Raw genomic sequence first — 21,031 nt, forward strand, 5'->3', positions numbered from 1 at the left:
ACTCCAGAGGTGCGTCAGGTGGATATCTAGCTCACCCTAAGCCGCCGCTATTCAGTTCAAACGAAACGTTCAGCGTTACTCTGCTTTCAGACCATCGGCCGAGACAGCTTTAACGCCTTTGATTTTCTTGGTGATCGCTACAGCCGTTTCTTTCTGCGAAGCGGTCACAGCGGTAGGCGACGACAGGGATACAACACCTTTGTTGGTTTCAACCTTGATGTCGGTGCCAGGAATGCCTTTTTCAGTTACCAGGTCAGCCTTCACTTTGGTAGTGATCCAGGTATCGCTGGTGGTCTCTTTAGCGTCGTGGGCAGCGCCTTTGGTTTTGTCGATGCCGTCAGCTTTGGTAGCACCGCCAGCCAGCAGGCCGTCAGCAGAAACCGCAGTCACGCCTTTGATTTTCTTGGTGATGGCTACAGCAGTGGCTTTCTGCGAATCGGAGATAGCGACGTCGGAGGACAGGGAAACCACACCTTTGTTGGTTTCAACCTTGATGTCCGAACCTGGAATGCCTTTTTCGGTCAGCAGGTCAGCTTTGACTTTAGTGGTGATCCAAGTATCCGAAACGCTTTCCTTAGCCTTGGTCGCTTCACCGGCCGCCAAAGTCATAGGGGCTTGGGAAGTCTGAGCAAAGGCTACGTTAGCACCCATGGCCAGGGTCAGAGCGGTAGCAGTAGCGAGAGCGAACTTCTTCATACGAGTAACTCCTGTTTTATTAAAAGTCTGCAGACGTAAACCTTCATGCTGCAGCGCTACCAGGGATATTGCAGGCAGTGTGCCAAGTCGCCGAACAGATTAAATCTCTTTATAAACAATGAGTTATAGAAACAGCGTATTTTCGAAATCGTGCAACTTGCATGAAGCGCATCGTGCCTGCATGCAAGTTGCGGCTTTTGGGCAGCGCTAAACAGCTGATTCTGCTTCATTTTCTTGCGCCCATAAAAAAAGGACTCCGAAGAGTCCTTTTTTTCAGCATAAAGCTTGCGGGTGATTAAACGCCCGAAGCCTTGGCTGCTGCTACGTCCTTGATGGACAGCTTGATACGGCCGCGGTTGTCCACGTCCAGTACCAGCACTTCCACTTCCTGGCCTTCTTTCAGAATGTCGGTCACTTTCTCAACGCGAGCATCGCTCAGCATGGAGATGTGAACCAGACCGTCTTTGCCCGGGAGGATGTTGACGAACGCGCCGAAGTCGACGATGCGCTCAACCTTACCAACGTAGATCTTGCCGATCTCGGCCTCAGCGGTGATACCCAGGACGCGCTGGCGTGCTGCTTCAGCCGCTTCCTTGGTTTCGCCGAAGATCTTGATCGAACCGTCGTCTTCGATATCGATCGAAGCCTTGGTTTCTTCACAGATCGCACGGATGGTCGCGCCGCCCTTACCGATGACATCACGGATTTTGTCGGTGTCGATTTTCATCGCAATCATGGTCGGAGCATTTTCCGACAGCTCGGTGCGGGACTGACCAATGATCTGGTTCATCTGGCCGAGGATGTTCAGGCGCGCTTCCAGGGCTTGGCCCAGGGCGATTTCCATGATCTCTTCGGTGATGCCTTTGATCTTGATGTCCATCTGCAGCGCGGTCACACCTTTAGCGGTACCGGCTACTTTGAAGTCCATGTCGCCCAGGTGGTCTTCGTCACCCAGGATGTCGGTCAGGATGGCGAACTTCTCGCCTTCTTTAACCAGGCCCATGGCGATACCGGCAACCGGTGCCTTCATTGGTACACCGGCGTCCATCAGCGCCAGGGAAGCACCGCAGACCGAAGCCATGGAGCTGGAACCGTTGGACTCGGTGATTTCCGATACAACACGGATGGTGTACGGGAACACGTCAGCGGCAGGCAGCATGGCCTGAACCGAACGGCGAGCCAGGCGGCCGTGACCGATTTCGCGACGACCTGCACCGCCCATACGACCACACTCGCCCACCGAGAACGGAGGGAAGTTGTAGTGCAGCATGAAGGGGTCTTTTTTCTCGCCTTCCAGGGTGTCCAGCAACTGTGCGTCACGGGCAGTACCCAGGGTCGCAACGACCAGGGCCTGGGTTTCGCCACGGGTGAACAGTGCCGAACCGTGGGTCTTGGGCAGTACGCCAACTTCGATGTTCAGCGGACGTACGGTACGGGTGTCGCGACCATCGATACGTGGCTTGCCGTTAACGATGTTTTCGCGAACGGTGCGGTATTCGATTTCACCGAAAGCAGCTTTGACTTCGCTGGAAGAAGGCTGGCCTTCTTCGCCGGACAGCTTGGCAACAACCTGGTCCTTCAGCTCACCCAGGCGAGCGTAACGGTCGGCCTTGACGGTGATGGTGTAGGCGTCGGAGATGGCAGCGCCGAACTCGGAGCGGATTGCGCCCAGCAGTTCGGTGGCTTCCGGGGCAGCAGCCCAGGTCCAGGTTGGCTTGGCAGCTTCGGCAGCCAGTTCCTTAACCGCGTTGATCACAACCTGGAACTCGTCGTGAGCAAACAGGACGGCACCCAGCATCTGGTCTTCGGTCAGCTCTTTGGCTTCCGATTCAACCATCAATACGGCTTCGGACGTACCGGCAACGACCATGTCCAGGCTCGAGGCTTTCTGTTGCTCGTAAGTCGGGTTCAGCAGGTAGCCGGTGCTTTCGTGGAACGCAACGCGGGCAGCGCCGATCGGGCCATCGAAAGGAATACCGGAGATGGCCAGGGCAGCCGAGGTACCGATCATCGCAGCGATGTCCGGATCGGTCTTTTTGCTGGTGGAAACGACGGTGCAGACAACCTGCACTTCGTTCATGAAGCCTTCTGGGAACAGCGGACGGATCGGACGGTCGATCAGTCGGGAAGTCAGGGTTTCTTTCTCGGAAGGACGGCCTTCGCGCTTGAAGAAACCGCCAGGGATCTTACCGGCAGCGTAAGTCTTTTCCTGGTAGTGAACGGACAGAGGGAAGAAGCCCTTGCTCGGGTCAGCGGTCTTGGCGCCAACAACGGTCACCAGTACGGTCACGTCGTCGTCAACGGTAACCAGCACTGCGCCGGAGGCTTGACGGGCGATACGGCCTGTCTCGAGGGTAACGGTCGACTGACCGAACTGGAATTTTTTGATAACCGGGTTCACGGTGTCCTACCTTCTTTGTGGCTCTTGGGGGAACTTGTCTTCTTGCGAAATTCTTGGGCAATGCCGGGAATCGGCCCGACGCTCGTCCAGGGTAAAACGTGTATCCAGATAAAACTTGAGGCTGGAAGCCTACCACGGGCCAACGGGAATCCCGATGACACGCGGCAGACAACCAACCTCTAGCGCAATCGCTGATTAGCGACGCAGACCCAGGCGACCGATCAGAGTCTGATAACGACCCAGATCCTTGCCTTTCAGGTAGTCCAGCAGCTTACGGCGCTGGTTTACCATGCGGATCAGACCACGACGGGAGTGGTGGTCTTTACCGTTGGCCTTGAAGTGACCTTGCAGTTTGTTGATGTTGTGGGTCAGCAGTGCAACTTGCACTTCTGGCGAACCAGTGTCACCAACAGCTTGCTGATAGTCAGCTACGATTTGTGCTTTTTCTTGAACGTCGAGAGCCATGAGGCAATCCTTTTTTCAGGAAACCACCCAAAGGGCAGTTTCAACAGGCCAGGGACAAATCCCTGTATCTAAAAATGAGTAGTGACCGTGCCTGTTAACAGCCACACTCGTTCCAGTTTGCGTAAAAGCTACTGCGCTCGGTAATCCTGCGTCAAAAACAGGCTCGGAATGCTCATTAACAGCAGTTAACTCCGCTTCCTCGCCTGTTTTTTCCTTGTTTTACCTTCGCTCGCTACGCTTTTACCACAAACTGGTTCCGGTCATTCTGACCGAATCAGCCGACGCGGCGCGATGCGCCCGTCTTCGCTCACTTCACCGATACCGATAAAGCGACCGTTATGATCCTGTACTCGCACCATGCCGAACTTCGGGGCATCCGGGGCGCGTACCGGCTGGCCGTTGAGCCAGTAGAACGCGCTGTGCTCCGAGAAGTGCAGCAGCGGCCAATCGAGCAAACCGCTGTCCGATGGCATCAGGAAGCGATCAACCGCTTCATTGCCGCCTTCGGCATGTACCGCTTCCAACTCTTCCAGCGTGACCGTCTGGGCCAGGTTGAAAGGCCCGGCCTGGGTGCGTCGCAGTTCTGCAACGTACGCGCCGCAACCGAGCTTTTCACCAATATCTTCCACCAGGGTACGGATATAGGTGCCTTTGCTGCAGTCCACGGCCAAACGGGCAGTGTCGCCTTCGCAAGCGAGCAATTCCAAGCGCGCAATAGTAACAGAACGCGGTTCGCGCTCCACTACTTCGCCCGCACGTGCCAGCTTATAAAGTGGCTGGCCATCACGCTTGAGTGCCGAGTACATCGGCGGTATCTGACTGATTTGCCCACGAAAAGCGGGTAAGGCAGCTTCGATATCCGCACGACCAACGGTCACCTCGCGAACCTGCAAAACATCACCTTCGGCATCTGCCGTGGTGGTGGTCTTGCCCAGTTGCATCAGGGTTTCGTAACCCTTGTCGGAATCAAGCAGGTATTGCGAAAACTTGGTGGCCTCGCCAAAGCACAACGGCAATACACCGGTGGCCAATGGATCAAGGCTGCCGGTATGCCCGGCCTTCTCGGCATTGAGCAGCCAGCGAACCTTCTGCAACGCGGCATTGGAGGTAAAGCCAATGGGTTTGTCGAGCAGAATGATGCCACTGACGTTGCGACGGATACGTTTGACCTGAGCCACCGCTTACTCCTTGGCGTCTTCAGGTGTGGACGGATGCTGGCTGTCTTCAGCCACGGCGCGTTCGATCAGGGCCGACAGGTGCGCACCACGCACGACGCTTTCGTCGTAGTGGAAGTGCAACTGTGGAACGCTGCGCAGCTTCATTTCACGGGCCAACTGCATACGCAGGAAACCTGCAGCAGAGTTGAGCACCTTGATGCTTTGTGCGATTTCTTCGCTGTTGTCCTGCCCCATCACGGTGATGAAGATCTTGGCGTGACCCACGTCACGGCTCACTTCAACAGCGGTAATGGTGACCAGGCCAACGCGTGGGTCTTTGACTTCGCGGCGGATCAGTTGGGCCAGCTCACGCTGCATCTGATCGCCGATACGCTGGGTACGGCTGTATTCTTTTGCCATGTCTTGTTACCTGTTACTGCCACACGGTGAAACCCGTGGGGTCTGAAAGCGGCAAACGCCCGGCCTGACAAAAGCCAGACCGGGCGTTGCGTTTAGAGTCCTGACGCTGCGCGGGGCATCTGCATGCCCACACGCTGCGCGGCTCCTGAAGTGCGCGAGTTAGAGGCTGCGAGCAACCTGAACCTTCTCGAAGACTTCGATCTTGTCGCCAACCTTGACGTCGTTGTAGCTCTTGACGCCGATACCGCATTCCATGCCGGCACGTACTTCGGCAGCGTCATCCTTGAAGCGGCGCAGGGATTCCAGCTCGCCTTCGAAGATAACGATGTCTTCACGCAGTACACGGATTGGACGGTTACGGTACACAGTGCCTTCAACCACCATACAGCCGGCGATCGCACCGAATTTCGGCGAGCGGAACACGTCACGCACCTCGGCGATACCCAGGATGTTCTCCCGAACGTCGCTGCCAAGCATGCCGGTAAGGGCTTTCTTGACGTCTTCGATGATGTCGTAGATGACGTTGTAGTAACGCATGTCCAGGCCTTCCTGCTCGACGATCTTGCGAGCGCCAGCATCGGCACGCACGTTGAAGCCGAACAGTACAGCGTTGGAGGCCAGTGCCAGGTTGGCGTCGGATTCGGTGATACCACCGACACCGCCACCGACAACACGCACTTGCACTTCGTCGTTACCCAGGCCGTTCAAGGCGCCGTTCAACGCTTCGAGGGAACCACGAACGTCAGACTTGAGGACGATGTTAAGCGTCTTCTTCTCTTCCTGGCCCATGTTCTCGAAGATGTTTTCCAGCTTGCCGGCGTGAGCACGGGCCAGCTTGACCTCGCGGAACTTGCCTTGACGGAACAGAGCCACTTCACGGGCTTTCTTCTCGTCAGCCACTACGCTCATCTCGTCGCCAGCGTCCGGCGTACCGTCCAGGCCGAGAATCTCGACTGGGATGGCAGGACCGGCTTCCTTGATTGGCTTGCCGTTCTCGTCGAGCATGGCACGTACACGGCCGTAGTTCGAACCGACCAGTACCATGTCGCCTTGGCGCAGGGTACCGTCTTGAACCAGCACGGTAGCAACCGGGCCACGGCCCTTGTCGAGACGGGACTCAACCACGACGCCACGGCCAGGAGCCGATGGAGTAGCAGTCAGTTCCAGGACTTCGGCTTGCAACAGGACTGCTTCGAGCAGTTCGTCAACGCCGGTACCCATTTTCGCCGAGACCGATACGAATGGCGTCTCGCCACCCCATTCCTCGGACGTCACGCCGTGAACCGACAGTTCGCTACGGATGCGATCGAGATCAGCGCCCGGCTTGTCGATTTTGTTCACGGCAACGACCAGAGGAACACCGGCAGCCTTGGCGTGCTGGACAGCTTCAATGGTCTGCGGCATTACGCCGTCGTCCGCTGCAACCACCAGGATCACAATGTCGGTCGCCTTGGCACCACGGGCACGCATTGCGGTAAACGCGGCGTGACCTGGGGTGTCGAGGAAGGTAACCATGCCGCGCTCGGTTTCAACGTGGTATGCACCGATGTGCTGGGTAATACCACCGGCTTCGCCTGCGGCAACCTTGGCACGACGGATGTAGTCGAGCAGGGAAGTCTTACCGTGGTCAACGTGGCCCATTACGGTCACAACCGGCGCACGGGAAACCGCTTCACCTTCAAACTTCAGGGACTCGGCCAGGGAATCTTCCAGGGCGGTGTCGCTGACCAGGGTCACTTTGTGGCCAAGCTCTTCAGCAACCAACTGGGCAGTTTCCTGGTCCAGCACCTGGTTGATGGTGGCTGGAGTGCCCAGCTTGAACATGAACTTGATGATTTCAGCAGCCTTGACCGACATCTGCTGGGCCAGATCGCCCACAGTGATGGTCTCGCCGATCTTCACTTCACGCACGACAGGGCCAGTTGGGCTCTGGAAACCGTGGGCGTTGCGCTTCTTCAGCTTGGCCTTGCCGCGACCACCACGACGGAAGCCATCGCTTTCTTCGTCGGTGGTACGTGGAGCAACGCGTGGCGCAGGCGCTTTCTCTTTGACCGAGGCGCGGTGCGGAGCGTTTTTACGCTCGCCATCGCCACCACCACCGCGACGATTGTTGTCGTCAGCACGTGGTTTGTCCGGACGACGAGGCTCGTCGCGCTTGCGGGCATCTGCTGCAGGAGCAGGTGCAGCGGCAACCGGGGCAGCCTCACGCACAGCTTCAACAGGGGCGGCGACCGCGTCAGTGGCAGCAGGTTGCGCAGCAGCAGGCTGGCGACGCGCTTCTTCTTCGGCGCGACGCTTGGCTTCTTCTTCAGCCTTCTGACGTGCAGCGTTTTCTACTGCGCGATGTTCTTCCAGCTCGCGTTTGCGCTCGGCTTCGATTTCTTCCGGGCTGCGCTGTACGAAGACTTTCTTCTTGCGTACTTCAACGCTGATGCTCTTGCTACCTGCAACCCGCAGGGTGCTGGTGGTTTTGCGCTGCAATGTAATCTTGCGCGGTTCTTCCACTTTCGCCTTGTGGCTGCTCTTCAAGTGAGTCAGCAAAGACTGCTTCTCACTATCGCTCACACCTTCATCGGCGGCGGTGTGCGGCAGACCTGCCTCACGCATCTGCTGCAACAGGCGCTCTACCGGTGTTTTGACCTCATCGGCCAGTTGTTTCACCGTGACTTGCGTCATGCACTTCTCTCCTCAGGCCGCGCCTAATTACTCGAACCAATGGGCTCGGGCGGCCATGATCAACTTGCCGGCACGATCTTCGTCAATGCCGTCGATGTCGAGCAGATCGTCAATAGACTGCTCGGCCAGGTCTTCGCGGGTAATTACGCCGCGCACCGCCAGTTCCATCGCCAAATCCTTGTCCATACCCTCAAGCGAGAGCAGGTCTTCGGCCGGATGGGCGTCTGCCAGCTTTTCCTCAGTAGCGATGGCTTTAGTCAACAAACGATCCTTGGCCCGAGCGCGGAGCTCGTTGACGATATCCTCGTCAAAGCCGTCGATGTTGAGCATTTCTTCCAACGGTACGTAGGCAATCTCTTCCAGGCTGGTGAAGCCTTCATCTACCAGCACCTGTGCCAGTTCTTCATCGACTTCCAACTCTTCGATGAAGTTGCGCAGGATGTCACCGGTTTCAGCTTGCTGCTTAGCCTGGATGTCCGATTCGGTCATCACGTTCAGGGTCCAACCGGTCAGTTGGCTGGCCAGACGCACGTTCTGACCACCACGACCAATGGCCTGAGCCAGATTGTCTGCGCCAACGGCGATGTCCATTGCATGGGCATCTTCGTCAACGATAATTGCCGCCACTTCAGCTGGCGACATGGCGTTGATCACGAACTGCGCCGGGTTATCGTCCCACAGGACGATGTCCACACGCTCACCGCCCAATTCGCCCGACACTGCCTGGACGCGCGAACCGCGCATACCGATGCAAGCGCCTTGCGGGTCGATGCGTTTGTCCTTGGAGCGGACCGCGATCTTGGCACGCGAACCCGGGTCACGGGACGCAGCCATCACTTCGATCAGGCCTTCGGCGATTTCCGGCACTTCGATACGGAACAGCTCGATCAGCATTTCCGGCGCGGTACGCGACAGGATCAACTGTGGGCCGCGGTTCTCGGTGCGGATTTCCTTGAGCAGCGCACGCAAGCGCACGCCGACACGGAAGGTTTCGCGAGAGATGATGTCTTCGCGGGCCAGCAACGCTTCGGCGTTGTTGCCCAGGTCGACGATCACGTTGTCGCGGGTAACTTTTTTCACGGTGCCAGAGATGATTTCACCCAGGCGTTCGCGATAGGCGTCAACGACTTGAGCGCGCTCGGCTTCGCGAACCTTCTGCACGATGACCTGCTTGGCGGTCTGTGCAGCAATACGGCCGAATTCGATCGATTCGATCTTTTCTTCGACAACATCGCCAACCTGAGCGCCGGGATGCGTTTGCGCAACCTTGCTTGGCCAGGTTTCGATTGCCGGATCATCAAGATCGTCCTCTTCGACCACCGTCCAACGACGGAAAGTCTCATAGGCACCGGTGTGGCGGTTGATTTCCACACGCAGATCTACTTCGTCTTCAAAACGTTTTTTGGTAGCAGTGGCCAGGGCCAGCTCCAACGCTTCAAAAATCACGCTTGCCGGTACACCCTTTTCATTGGATACCGACTCAACAACCAGCAGTACTTCTTTGCTCATCGTACGCCTCGCCTTTCGCAAGCCATTGGATCCGCGGGATCCGCGTCTCAGTCAAAACTGGGAATAATGTTGGCCTTGTCGATCATATCGATCGGCAACAGGAACTCATGGTCTTCTACCTGCACCACGACATCCTGATCTTCTACACTGCGCAGAAGGCCCTGAAAGTTGCGTCGCCCTTCAAAGGGGGAGCGCAGCTTGATCTTCACTTGTTCACCGGCATATTTAGCAAACTGCTCGAGAGTGAACAGTGGGCGTTCCATGCCTGGCGAGGAAACCTCAAGGGTGTATTCAACGGCGATTGGATCTTCAACATCCAGCACACCGCTGATCTGACGGCTGACAATGGCACAATCGTCCACCAGCACGCCGCCCTCTTTATCGATATAAACGCGCAACATTGAGTGGCGACCTTGAGCCGAAAACTCAATACCCCAGCATTCATAGCCTAGGGCCACGACCACCGGGGCCAACAAGGCCTGCAACTCTTCTAGCTTGCTCGACACCTGAACCCCCTCGTGCATGTATGTGCATGCTGTGCAAAATAAAAAAATGGGCGAAACGCCCATCCTTGAAACGCCGTCGAACAGCGGCGTTGAAAGTGTCCAGCTAACAAAAAGCCCCTTAAAAGGGGCTCCGCTAAAACTGGTTGCGGGGGCCGGATTTGAACCGACGACCTTCGGGTTATGAGCCCGACGAGCTACCAGACTGCTCCACCCCGCGACAAAGCTGGGGCGGAAGTATACGACCGATCCCTTGCAGGGTCAATGTAACCTTCCACCTACAAGAAAGCCCGCAACAGCGGGCTCTCCTGATAATTGGTACCGAGAAGGGGACTCGAACCCCTACACCCTATGGGCACAACCACCTCAAGGTTGCGTGTCTACCAATTCCACCACCTCGGCAATACAGCGCTTACAACCCTTCTTACTTCTGCTCTTGAGCTGGAGGTACGTCAGTCGCTGGAGTAGCCGACTTTTGCTCTTGAAGCACCGGGACATCATCAGAAGCCGGTTTTGCTTTTGGAACTTCCAACACTGCTGGGTTTGGCAAACCTACTTGAGTCAGCACATGAGCTTTCTCTTTAGCAAAGTAACCTAACCCTAAGCTGGTTATGAAGAAACCTGCGGCAAGTATAGCAGTAAACTTACTAAGAAAGGTAGAGGAACCTTGGCTTCCGAACACAGTATTTGAAGCACCTGCACCGAAAGACGCACCAGCATCCGCACCTTTACCCTGTTGCAACAAAACCAGAGCAACTACGCTCAGGGCAGCCAACAGATGAAAAACGACTACGACTGTTTCCAGCATTTTTTCAGTTTCCCGCGGCGCGACAAATCGCACCGAACTCATCTGCATTCAGGGAAGCTCCACCAATGAGCCCCCCATCGATATCCGGCATGCCGAACAGTTCGACCGCATTGGCCGCCTTCACGCTGCCGCCGTATAGAAGCCGCACACCTTGTGCGACTTCAGAATTCTCTGCCGCCAACTGTGCGCGGATGGCTGCGTGCACATCCTGCGCCTGTTGCGGTGTAGCAGTCAGCCCGGTGCCAATGGCCCAGACCGGCTCGTAAGCAATGACTGCCTTTGCAAATGCACCTACACCCAGCTCCTCGATGATGCTGCCCAGCTGACGCGAGACAACTTCAAGAGTCTTGCCCGATTCGCGCTGCTCAAGGGTCTCCCCTATGCACAACACCGGAATCAAGCCACAAGCCTGTGCTGCGGCGAACTTGCGGTTGAGCGTCCCATCCCGCTCGCCCATCATCTGGCGACGCTCGGAGTGCCCGACAAGCACATAGGAACAACCCGCATCAACCAGCTGACTCGGCGAAATTTCGCCGGTCAACGCACCTTGCATCGGCTCTACCGCAGAGTTCTGCGCGCCGACCTGAATCGACTTGCCCTTCAAGCCATCAACCACTTGGTTGATATGCAAGCAAGGCGGGAACACCGCGACGTCAACACCGCTAGGCAAGGCCAAGTGACGAAGGCCGTTGATCAGCTCAGCGACACTGGCGCGGGTACCGTGCATCTTCCAGTTACCAGCTACCATAGTGCGACGCATGCTGTACCCCGTCGGTCAAAGTGGGCGCAGATGTTACCCAACCACATCATCACTGGCAAGCCGAATTCAGGCGCAAACTTCAGTTACCAGTTTTGCCAGGTCTTCGGCATGGCCGCGAACCTGTGTTTCGTCCTCGCCTTCGACCATCACACGCACCAGCGGCTCTGTGCCGGACTTGCGCAGCAACACACGCCCGCGCCCCGCCATTGCCTGGGTCACGCGCTCGCAAGCCTCTTTGACAGCTGGGTGCTCGATGGGGTTTTCGCCACCGGCAAAACGCACATTGAGCAGCACTTGCGGACACTTGCGCAGGGCTTGACGCGCCTGCGCCAGGCTCTCTTCACGGCGACGCAGGGCCAGCAGCACCTGTAGCGCAGCGATGATCGCGTCACCCGTGGTGGTGTGCTGGAAGCAAACCACGTGCCCGGAGTTCTCGCCGCCGACCAACCAGTTACGTTCCAGCAGCTCGGCGATCACGTAGCGGTCACCGACATTGGCGCGAATAAAGGGAATCCCCAGTTCTGCCAACGCCAATTCCAGCCCGAGATTACTCATCAGGGTGCCGACCACGCCACCTTGCAGCTTGTTACGCTCATGCAGGTCACGGGCAATGATGAACAACAGGTCATCACCGTCCACGATCGTGCCGGTGTGATCCACCATCAGCACGCGGTCGCCATCGCCATCAAAAGCGATGCCCAGGTCCGCATGCTCAGCCAGCACAGCAGCCTGCAGCTGCTCCATGTGGGTAGAGCCGCAATTGTCGTTGATGTTCAAGCCGTTGGGCTGAGCCGACAGCACGGTAACCTGTGCACCCAGCTCCTTGAAGACGCTCGGCGCCACCTTGTAGGTCGCCCCATGGGCGCAATCGACAACAATCTTCAAGCCTGCAAAATTGGTGCTGCTCGGGACACTGCTTTTACAGAATTCGATATAGCGACCTGACGCGTCGTTAATGCGCGACACCTTGCCCAGCTTGCTGGACTCAACCACCGTCATCGGCGCATCCAGCAGCTCTTCGATCATCAACTCGATCTCGTCAGGCAGCTTGGTGCCCTGCCCCGAGAAAAACTTGATGCCATTGTCATCATGAGGATTGTGGGAGGCGCTGATCACAATACCGGCTTCAGCGTGGAAGGTACGCGTCAGGTAAGCGATTGCCGGCGTGGGCATAGGGCCCAACAGCATCACATCGGCCCCGGCAGCGGACAATCCGGCCTCCAGCGCAGACTCAAACATGTAGCCCGAAATACGGGTGTCCTTGCCCACCAGGATGCGACACGCGCCCATGCTGCGGAACGCCATGCCTGCCGCCCAACCCAGCTTGAGCATGAAATCAGGGGTGATCGGGAATTCGCCGACCCGACCACGAATGCCGTCGGTGCCAAAATATTTTTTAGTCATAAGTGCTCCATCATTCTTATTCGGCTGATTCTACAGCAGCGAGCATGCGCACCACATCGACCGTTTCGGCGACATCATGCACACGCAAAATTCGTGCGCCCTTGGTCACGGCCAGCGCCGCAAGCGCCAGGCCGCCATACAGGCGTTCGCCGACCGGGCGATTCAAGGCGAGCCCTATCATGCTCTTGCGCGAAACGCCGACCAACAGCGGGCGACCAAGGGCGTGCAAGGCTTCCATATGCTTGAACAGGCTTAGATTGTGCTGCAGGGTCTTGGCAAAGCCAAACCCCGGATCGAGGATGATCTGCTCAGGCGCGATACCCACAGCGACACATTGGGCGACCCTATCAGCAAGAAACCCACTGACCTCACCGACCAGATCGTCGTAATGCGGATTGTCTTGCATGTTGCCGGGCTCACCCAGCATATGCATGAGGCAGACAGGCAAGCCGGTTGCAGCGGCCGCATCAAGGGCGCCGTCGCGCTGAAGCGAACGCACATCATTGATCAACCCCGCTCCGAGACGCGCGGTTTCGCGCATCACTGCCGGGGTGGAGGTGTCTACCGAGATGATGACATCCAGCTCACGGGCGATACGCTCAACCACCGGCGCCACCCGCTCCAGCTCCTCCAATGGAGAAACAACGCGGGCGCCAGGACGGGTCGATTCCCCACCCACATCAATCAGCGTCGCACCGGCAGCCACCATCGCCTCGGCGTGGCGTAACGCGGCGTCCATCTGACTGAAACGGCCACCATCGGAAAAGGAGTCAGGGGTTACATTGAGGATGCCCATGACATGCGTCCGGGCCAAATCAAGAACCCGGTTGCCGCAAGGCAACCGGGTAGAGGACAAAGCAGAAGTCATTTCAAACCTTAGTGATCAGCTGCCGGGCCGCCGATTGGCGTTTCAGGGCGCTCATTCTGCACCACAGGCGGAGTGCCCGAAGTACCCGAACCACCTTCCCAGTCGCGCGGTTCACGCGGCGCACGGCCCGCCATGATGTCGTCGATCTGGTCGGCATCGATGGTCTCGTATTTCATCAACGCATCAGCCATGGCGTCCAGCTTGTCACGGTTGTCAGTCAGGATCTGCTTGGCCGTGCCGTAGCACTGGTCAATGATGCTGCGAACTTCGGAGTCGATCAGCTTGGCTGTCTCACCCGAGAAACTGGCGCTTTGCCCACCGCCGCCACGACCCAGGAACACTTCGCCTTCTTCTTCGGCGTACATCAATGGGCCGAGTTTTTCCGACAAGCCCCACTTGGTCACCATGTTTCGTGCGATCTGGCTGGCACGCATGATGTCATTGGAGGCACCAGTGGTCACACCGTCGAAGCCAAGGGTCATTTCTTCAGCAATACGGCCACCGTACAACGAGCAGATCTGGCTGATCAGCGCACGCTTGGAGAGGCTGTAGCGATCTTCTTCCGGCAGGAACATGGTCACACCGAGTGCCCGACCACGGGGAATGATCGACACTTTATAGACCGGGTCATGCTCAGGCACAACACGACCTACAATGGCGTGGCCGGCCTCGTGATAAGCGGTGTTCTGCTTCTCTTTCTCGGACATGACCATGGATTTGCGCTCGGCGCCCATCATGATCTTGTCTTTTGCCAATTCGAACTCTTTCATCTCAACGATGCGCTTGCCAGTACGGGCAGCAAACAGCGAAGCCTCGTTCACCAGGTTCGCCAGATCAGCACCGGAGAAACCGGGAGTACCACGGGCGATCACAGCCGGAGCCACGTCGTCACCCATTGGCACCTTGCGCATGTGTACTTTCAGGATCTGCTCACGACCCCGAATGTCCGGCAGGCCGACCACAACCTGACGGTCGAAACGGCCCGGACGCAGCAACGCCGGGTCCAGCACGTCCGGACGGTTGGTTGCGGCGATGACGATAATGCCGTCATTCATCTCGAAACCATCCATCTCTACCAACAATTGGTTGAGGGTCTGTTCACGCTCATCGTGACCGCCGCCCATGCCGGCGCCACGATGGCGACCAACGGCATCGATTTCGTCGATGAAGATGATGCAGGGCGCGTGCTTCTTGGCCTGTTCGAACATATCGCGAACGCGGCTGGCGCCGACGCCGACAAACATCTCGACGAAGTCAGAACCGGAAATCGTGAAGAAAGGCACCTTGGCTTCGCCGGCAATCGCCTTGGCCAGCAAGGTTTTACCGGTACCCGGTGGGCCCACCATCAGCACACCGCGAGGAATACGGCCACCCAGGCGCTGGAACTTGCCCGGATCACGCAGGAACTCGACCAACTCGCCGACTTCTTCCTTAGCTTCGTCGCAACCTGCAACGTCAGCCAGTGTGGTCTTCACCTGGTCTTCGGAGAGCAGGCGCGCCTTGCTCTTGCCGAAGCTCATCGGCCCGCCCTTGCCTCCCGCGCCACCTTGCATCTGGCGCATGAAAAACATGAACACGGCGATAATCACCAGGATCGGGAAGCTGGCCACCAGGAGCTGGGTCCAGATGCTTTGCTGTTCAGGCTGCTTGCCTTCCACAACGACCTTGTTATCCACCAGGTCACCGATGAGACCGTTGTCCTGAATGGCAGGACGAATGGTCTTGAAGCTGTCGCCATCGTTGCGCTTACCGGTAATCACGTAGCCATCAACCGCTACGCGCTCGACCTTGCCATCCTTAACTTGCTGGATGAAGTCGGAATAGTTGAGGGTCTGCGGCTCGTTAGGGCTGGAGAAGTTGTTCATCACCGTCACCAGGACAGCCGCGATGATCAACCACAGGATCAGATTCTTTGCCATATCGTTCAATTAACTACCCTCTGAAGCAAGCTCCGCTACTGGCGCGCGCTTCGCATGATATTCACCGGCCTAACTTACTACATTACCTACAACTCTGGCAGGCGCCGTCTGTAACCCTTTGTGAAACTTTGACTACGCAATATTCGTAAAGCTTCATGACGAAAGCGATATAAAAAAACCTATCGCCCCCCTCGAATTTCTCAAAAACGCTCTTCACTCGCCGCGCCTTCGACGCCGCGGTACCCACGGCACAGCAGATACTGCTCCCTGGACCTGTCACGGGAAGAGTCCGGTTTGCGGGTCTGCACCTTGTCGAACAACTTGCGAATGTTCTTGTGGTACTCGTCGAAACCTTCGCCCTGGAACACCTTCACCAGGAAATCGCCACCCGGACGCAATACCCGACCCGCCAAATCCAGCGCCAGTTCACACAGGAACATGGCACGTGGCATATCAACAGCCGGTAATCCACTCATATTGGGGGCCATGTCGGAAATCACAAGGTCTACCTGCGAATTTCCCACAGCCTCCAGGATCTCGGCCAATACCTTGTCCTCGGTGAAATCGCCGTGAACAAAGGTCACGTCCGGGATGCTGTCCATCTCGAGGATGTCCGAAGCGATCAATCGACCTTGCCCACCAATCAGACGACTGGTCACCTGGGACCAGCCACCGGGGGCCGCGCCGAGATCGATGACGCTCATGCCTGGACGGATCAGTTTGTCCTTGTCCTGGATCTCCAGCAGCTTGTAGCTGGCCCGGGAACGATAGCCGTCCTTTTGCGCCTTTTTGACGTAAGGGTCGTTGAAATGTTCTTGTAGCCACTTAAGGCTGGTTTTGGAACGGGCCACGGGCCACCTCGAAAAAATAAAACGGGTCGTGATTAACTGGGCGGTCCCGGACTCGCTCGGGTAAACTGGCCGCCGCTTTTTACAAGATCAGACGCAGGGGTCAGATTATGCCGCTCACTCAAGAGCAGAAGAAACAGTACAAATCCATTGGCCACCATCTGAAACCAGTTCTGATTGTGGCAGACAACGGTTTGACTGAGGGTGTGTTAGCCGAATTCGAGCGCGCACTGAACGATCACGAACTGATCAAGATCAAGGTCAACATCCTTGATCGCGAAGCGCGCCTGGCCGCCGTTGCAGAACTGTGCAAGGTCGGCAAAGCGGACCTGGTTCAGGTCATCGGCAAGATGGCGCTGTTGTATCGCAAGAACTTCAGCGTCAACAAGCAACTGTCGAACGTTCATCGCTTCAAATGATGAAAAGGGTCAAGGGCGTGCTTCGCGCGCCCCGCCACTCCATCCCGGCGCAGGTTGCATAACCAGCACCAGGCCAGAGAACCCTAGCACAAGATAGCTGAATAATTGCCAGCGCAACGCTTGCGGCAGCCACACATGCACCACGCAAAACATTGCGCATGCATACAGCGCCATCAACAGCAGTTGCCCACGAATATCCCGCCACAAACTCTTCAGGCCTTCAGCCTTGACCAGCACCAACACCTGAAGCATCACACACGCCGCCGCAAAACCCACCAGCAGCGCACTCAATAATCCGTCGATCTCATCGATCAGCAGCGGCGCCAGGCCAATCAGGCCCAACGCCGGCAATACACCAATATGTAACAGCCATAGGCCGCCCACCCAAAGCATCTGAGCGAGCTGCCAAAGCATGGCGCCCGCACGCAGCGGGCGCCGTCTTTCAGATGTGACGAACTTCGACAATCTCGTACTCGATGACGCCGCTTGGCGTTTTCACGGCAACGACGTCGCCTTCTTCCTTGGCAATCAAGGCGCGAGCAATCGGCGAGCCGACAGAGATCTTGCCTTGCTTGAAGTCAGCCTCATCCTCACCCACGATCTGGTAGGTCACGCTTTCGTCAGTCTCGACGTTGGCGATTTCCACGGTCGTGCCGAAAATCACCTTGCCGGTATGAGGAATGGTGGTGACATCGATGATCACCGCATTCTGCATACGGCCTTCGATGTCACGAATCCGCGCCTCGACCATACCCTGCTGCTCGCGAGCAGCGTGGTACTCAGCGTTTTCCTTCAAGTCACCCAGCTCGCGGGCCGTACCGATGTCCTGGCTCAGCTTTGGACGTACGACCTTGGTCAGATGGGCGTGTTCCTCTTCCAGGGCGCGAGCGCCCTGAACGGTCATCGGGTATTTGGTTATGCTCATGCCTTCAATCCTGCGTGTAGATCCTGCAAGCGACGCACGGTCTTTTCCGGACCGAACTTGAGCGCTTCACAGATAGCTTCGCCAGCAGCAATGGTAGTGGTGCAGTAAATCTTGTGCTGCAAGGCATTACGACGAATGGAATAGGAGTCCGCGATCGACTGCCGACCTTCGGTGGTGTTGATGATCAGGGTGACTTCGTCATTCTTGATCATGTCGACCACGTGCGGACGGCCTTCCGTCACCTTGTTTACGCGACGCACCTTCAGGCCGGCAGCTTCGATCAGCTTGGCGGTCCCGGCGGTAGCCACGACTTCAAAGCCCAAGTTGATCAGATCGCGGGCGACCCCTGCAACCAGTGGCTTGTCGTCATCACGTACGCTGATAAACGCAGTACCACCGGTCGGCAGCACTTCGCTGGCGCCCATCTGGGCCTTGGCGAATGCTTCACCGAAGGTATCGCCCACGCCCATCACTTCACCGGTGGACTTCATCTCTGGGCCGAGGATCGGGTCCACGCCAGGGAATTTGGCGAATGGGAACACCGCCTCTTTCACACTGTAGAAGTTCGGAATGATTTCCTTGGTAAAGCCGATTTCCTTCAGGGTCTTACCAGCCATCACACGCGCAGCGATCATGGCCAGGGACACACCGATGCACTTGGAAACAAACGGCACGGTACGCGAAGCACGCGGGTTGACTTCAATGACGTAGATGTCTTCGCCTTGCAGCGCCAACTGTACGTTCATCAGGCCAACAACGCCCAGCTCCAGGGCCATCTTCTTGACCTGTTCGCGCATCTCGTCCTGGATGTGCGCCGGCAGCGAGTACGGCGGCAGCGAGCAGGCCGAGTCACCGGAGTGAACACCGGCTTGTTCGATGTGCTGCATGATCGCGCCGATCACGACGTCAGTGCCGTCGCAGACCGCGTCTACGTCCATTTCGATGGCGCAGTTGAGGAAGTGGTCCAGCAGCACCGGGCTGTCGTTGGAGACTTTCACCGCATCACGCAGGTAGCGCTTGAGCTCTTCTTCTTCGTAGACGATTTCCATCGCCCGGCCGCCCAGTACGTAGGACGGACGCACCACCAGCGGGTAACCGATCTTGCTGGCCGCGCGGATGGCTTCATCTTCGCTGCGCACGGTGGCGTTTGGCGGCTGACGCAGGTTCAGGCGCTCAACCATCTGCTGGAAACGCTCACGGTCTTCGGCACGGTCGATTGCATCCGGGCTGGTACCGATGATCGGCACGCCAGCGGCTTCGAGGGCACGCGCCAGTTTCAGCGGGGTCTGGCCGCCGTACTGGACGATCACGCCTTTAGGCTTCTCGACGCGGCAGATTTCCAATACGTCTTCCAGGGTTACCGGCTCGAAGTACAGACGGTCGGAAGTGTCGTAGTCAGTGGAAACCGTTTCCGGGTTGCAGTTGACCATGATGGTCTCGTACCCGTCTTCGCGCAGAGCGAGGGCGGCGTGTACGCAGCAATAGTCGAACTCGATACCCTGGCCGATACGGTTCGGACCGCCACCCAGGATGATGATCTTGTCACGGCCCGTCGGCGCGGCTTCGCACTCTTCCTCGTAGGTGGAGTACATGTAGGCCGTGTCGGTGGCGAATTCCGCGGCGCAGGTATCAACGCGCTTGTAGACCGGGAAGATGTCCAGCTTGTGGCGATGAGTGCGCAGGTTCTTCTCGGTCACACCCAGCAGCTTGGCCAGACGCTGGTCGGAGAAGCCTTTGCGCTTGAGGCGGAACATCAAGTCGCGGTCGATAGACGACAGACCGAGGGTCTTGACCTTCTCTTCTTCCTTGATCAGATCTTCGATCTGCACCAGGAACCAAGGGTCGATCATGTTCATGCCGAAGATATCTTCGACGCTCAGGCCGGCACGGAAGGCGTCCGCCACGTACCAGATACGCTCGGCGCCCGGCACGGTCAGCTCGCGCTTGAGGATGCTCATGCTTTCCGGGTTGCTCAGGTCTAGCTTCTCGTCCAGGCCGCAAACACCCACTTCCAGGCCGCGCAGAGCTTTCTGCAGGGATTCCTGGAAAGTACGGCCGATTGCCATGACTTCACCGACAGACTTCATCTGGGTGGTCAGGCGCGCATCCGCCTTGGCGAATTTCTCGAAGGCAAAGCGCGGCAGCTTGGTCACAACGTAGTCGATAGACGGCTCGAAAGACGCCGGCATCGCGCCGCCGGTGATTTCGTTTTGCAGCTCGTCCAGGGTGTAGCCGATAGCCAGCTTGGCAGCGATACGCGCAATCGGGAAGCCGGTCGCTTTCGAGGCCAGCGCCGAAGAACGCGATACACGTGGGTTCATCTCGATCACGACCATGCGGCCGGTGTCCGGGCAGATGCCGAACTGAACGTTGGAACCGCCGGTTTCCACGCCGATCTCGCGCAATACCGCCAAGGAGGCGTTACGCAGGATCTGGTATTCCTTGTCGGTCAGGGTCTGTGCTGGCGCCACGGTGATCGAGTCACCGGTGTGCACGCCCATCGGGTCGAAGTTTTCGATGGAGCAGACGATGATGCAGTTGTCCTTCTTATCGCGGACAACCTCCATCTCATATTCTTTCCAGCCGATCAGGGATTCGTCGATCAGCAGCTCTTTGGTCGGCGACAGGTCCAGGCCACGAGCGCAGATTTCTTCGAACTCTTCGCGGTTGTAAGCGATACCACCGCCGGTGCCGCCCATGGTGAAGGACGGACGGATGATGCACGGGAAGCCCAGGGTCTCGAGGACCGCGTTGGCTTCTTCCATGCTATGGGCGATACCGGAACGTGGGCACGCCAGGCCGATGGACTTCATGGCCTTGTCGAAACGCGAACGGTCTTCAGCCTTGTCGATGGTGTCGGCATTGGCACCGATCATCTCTACGCCGAATTTTTCCAGGACGCCTTCGCGCTCCAGGTCCAGGGCGCAGTTCAGAGCGGTCTGGCCACCCATGGTTGGCAGCAGCGCGTCCGGACGCTCTTTCTCGATGATCTTGGCAACGGTCTGCCACTTGATCGGCTCGATGTAGGTGGCGTCGGCCATGGCCGGGTCGGTCATGATGGTGGCTGGGTTGGAGTTCACCAGGATGACGCGGTAGCCCTCCTCGCGCAGGGCTTTACAGGCCTGCGCGCCGGAGTAGTCGAATTCGCAGGCCTGGCCGATCACGATCGGGCCAGCGCCGAGAATCAGGATGCTTTTTATGTCTGTACGTTTTGGCATGGGTTTGTCACTCAAATCCGCAGGTCAGTCGGCAA

Annotated in this window: 18 protein-coding genes and 2 tRNA genes; 1 reads left to right on the forward strand and 19 read right to left on the reverse strand. The window is 57.6% G+C overall.

Annotated elements, in window-relative coordinates:
* Positions 1 to 75: 75 nt before the first annotated feature.
* The 16 genes from DK871_RS03030 to rlmE form a co-directional block, all read right to left on the reverse strand.
* Positions 76 to 696, reverse strand: a complete 621-nt coding sequence (locus DK871_RS03030) for a BON domain-containing protein (protein WP_034127006.1) — start codon at positions 694 to 696, stop codon at positions 76 to 78.
* Between the two features lie 295 nt (positions 697 to 991).
* Positions 992 to 3,097, reverse strand: a complete 2,106-nt coding sequence (gene pnp, locus DK871_RS03035; protein ID WP_003194180.1) for a polyribonucleotide nucleotidyltransferase — start codon at positions 3,095 to 3,097, stop codon at positions 992 to 994.
* A 195-nt stretch (positions 3,098 to 3,292) separates the two neighbouring features.
* Positions 3,293 to 3,562: a 30S ribosomal protein S15 gene (gene rpsO / locus DK871_RS03040; RefSeq protein ID WP_003177875.1), complete on the reverse strand. Its 270-nt coding sequence runs from the start codon at positions 3,560 to 3,562 to the stop codon at positions 3,293 to 3,295.
* A 260-nt stretch (positions 3,563 to 3,822) separates the two neighbouring features.
* Positions 3,823 to 4,740 carry a tRNA pseudouridine(55) synthase TruB gene (gene truB, locus DK871_RS03045; RefSeq protein WP_161903937.1) on the reverse strand — a complete coding sequence of 306 codons (918 nt, stop codon included), beginning with the start codon at positions 4,738 to 4,740 and terminating at the stop codon, positions 3,823 to 3,825.
* Positions 4,741 to 4,743: 3 nt separating this feature from the next.
* Positions 4,744 to 5,139 (reverse strand): 30S ribosome-binding factor RbfA, encoded by a 396-nt coding sequence (gene rbfA, locus DK871_RS03050; protein WP_003176137.1) that lies wholly within the window; start codon positions 5,137 to 5,139, stop codon positions 4,744 to 4,746.
* A gap of 159 nt (positions 5,140 to 5,298) precedes the next feature.
* Positions 5,299 to 7,815: a translation initiation factor IF-2 gene (gene infB, locus DK871_RS03055; protein WP_161903938.1), complete on the reverse strand. Its 2,517-nt coding sequence runs from the start codon at positions 7,813 to 7,815 to the stop codon at positions 5,299 to 5,301.
* Between the two features lie 27 nt (positions 7,816 to 7,842).
* Positions 7,843 to 9,324: a transcription termination factor NusA gene (nusA, locus tag DK871_RS03060; protein WP_003194187.1), complete on the reverse strand. Its 1,482-nt coding sequence runs from the start codon at positions 9,322 to 9,324 to the stop codon at positions 7,843 to 7,845.
* A 47-nt stretch (positions 9,325 to 9,371) separates the two neighbouring features.
* The gene (gene rimP / locus DK871_RS03065; RefSeq protein ID WP_161904034.1) at positions 9,372 to 9,830 is read right to left on the reverse strand and encodes a ribosome maturation factor RimP; all 459 of its coding nucleotides are present in this window, start codon (positions 9,828 to 9,830) and stop codon (positions 9,372 to 9,374) included.
* A gap of 140 nt (positions 9,831 to 9,970) precedes the next feature.
* Positions 9,971 to 10,047: transfer RNA gene (locus tag DK871_RS03070), tRNA-Met, on the reverse strand.
* Positions 10,048 to 10,143: 96 nt separating this feature from the next.
* Positions 10,144 to 10,229, reverse strand: a tRNA-Leu gene (locus tag DK871_RS03075).
* 22 nt (positions 10,230 to 10,251) lie between these two features.
* Positions 10,252 to 10,635 (reverse strand): preprotein translocase subunit SecG, encoded by a 384-nt coding sequence (gene secG, locus DK871_RS03080; RefSeq protein WP_003194191.1) that lies wholly within the window; start codon positions 10,633 to 10,635, stop codon positions 10,252 to 10,254.
* 4 nt (positions 10,636 to 10,639) lie between these two features.
* Positions 10,640 to 11,395 (reverse strand): triose-phosphate isomerase, encoded by a 756-nt coding sequence (gene tpiA / locus DK871_RS03085; RefSeq protein WP_003194193.1) that lies wholly within the window; start codon positions 11,393 to 11,395, stop codon positions 10,640 to 10,642.
* A gap of 66 nt (positions 11,396 to 11,461) precedes the next feature.
* Positions 11,462 to 12,799: a phosphoglucosamine mutase gene (gene glmM / locus DK871_RS03090; protein WP_003194195.1), complete on the reverse strand. Its 1,338-nt coding sequence runs from the start codon at positions 12,797 to 12,799 to the stop codon at positions 11,462 to 11,464.
* A 16-nt stretch (positions 12,800 to 12,815) separates the two neighbouring features.
* Positions 12,816 to 13,667: a dihydropteroate synthase gene (gene folP / locus DK871_RS03095; RefSeq protein WP_161903939.1), complete on the reverse strand. Its 852-nt coding sequence runs from the start codon at positions 13,665 to 13,667 to the stop codon at positions 12,816 to 12,818.
* Between the two features lie 8 nt (positions 13,668 to 13,675).
* On the reverse strand, positions 13,676 to 15,586 hold the full coding sequence (ftsH, locus tag DK871_RS03100; protein ID WP_032895273.1) for an ATP-dependent zinc metalloprotease FtsH: 1,911 nt from the start codon (positions 15,584 to 15,586) through the stop codon (positions 13,676 to 13,678).
* A gap of 200 nt (positions 15,587 to 15,786) precedes the next feature.
* The gene (gene rlmE, locus DK871_RS03105; protein ID WP_003194199.1) at positions 15,787 to 16,437 is read right to left on the reverse strand and encodes a 23S rRNA (uridine(2552)-2'-O)-methyltransferase RlmE; all 651 of its coding nucleotides are present in this window, start codon (positions 16,435 to 16,437) and stop codon (positions 15,787 to 15,789) included.
* A gap of 107 nt (positions 16,438 to 16,544) precedes the next feature.
* Here rlmE and DK871_RS03110 point away from each other — a divergent pair, with 107 nt between their 5' ends.
* Complete coding sequence (locus tag DK871_RS03110; protein ID WP_003176146.1) at positions 16,545 to 16,853, forward strand: YhbY family RNA-binding protein; 309 nt, start codon at positions 16,545 to 16,547, stop codon at positions 16,851 to 16,853.
* 9 nt (positions 16,854 to 16,862) lie between these two features.
* Here DK871_RS03110 and DK871_RS03115 read toward each other — a convergent pair whose 3' ends face one another.
* From DK871_RS03115 to carB, 3 genes are read right to left on the reverse strand one after another with little or no spacing between them, the layout of a single operon-like run.
* Positions 16,863 to 17,267, reverse strand: a complete 405-nt coding sequence (locus DK871_RS03115; protein WP_161903940.1) for an MFS transporter — start codon at positions 17,265 to 17,267, stop codon at positions 16,863 to 16,865.
* 28 nt (positions 17,268 to 17,295) lie between these two features.
* A complete protein-coding gene (greA, locus tag DK871_RS03120) occupies positions 17,296 to 17,772 on the reverse strand; it encodes a transcription elongation factor GreA (RefSeq protein WP_032873232.1) in 477 nt (158 codons plus the stop codon).
* 2 nt (positions 17,773 to 17,774) lie between these two features.
* Entirely contained in the window at positions 17,775 to 20,996 is a 3,222-nt protein-coding gene (carB, locus tag DK871_RS03125; protein WP_003194205.1) for a carbamoyl-phosphate synthase large subunit, read from the reverse strand.
* Positions 20,997 to 21,031: the final 35 nt, after the last annotated feature.

This window comes from Pseudomonas sp. L13 (assembly GCF_009935965.1).
GTDB classification, from domain to species: Bacteria; Pseudomonadota; Gammaproteobacteria; order Pseudomonadales; family Pseudomonadaceae; genus Aquipseudomonas; species Aquipseudomonas lactis.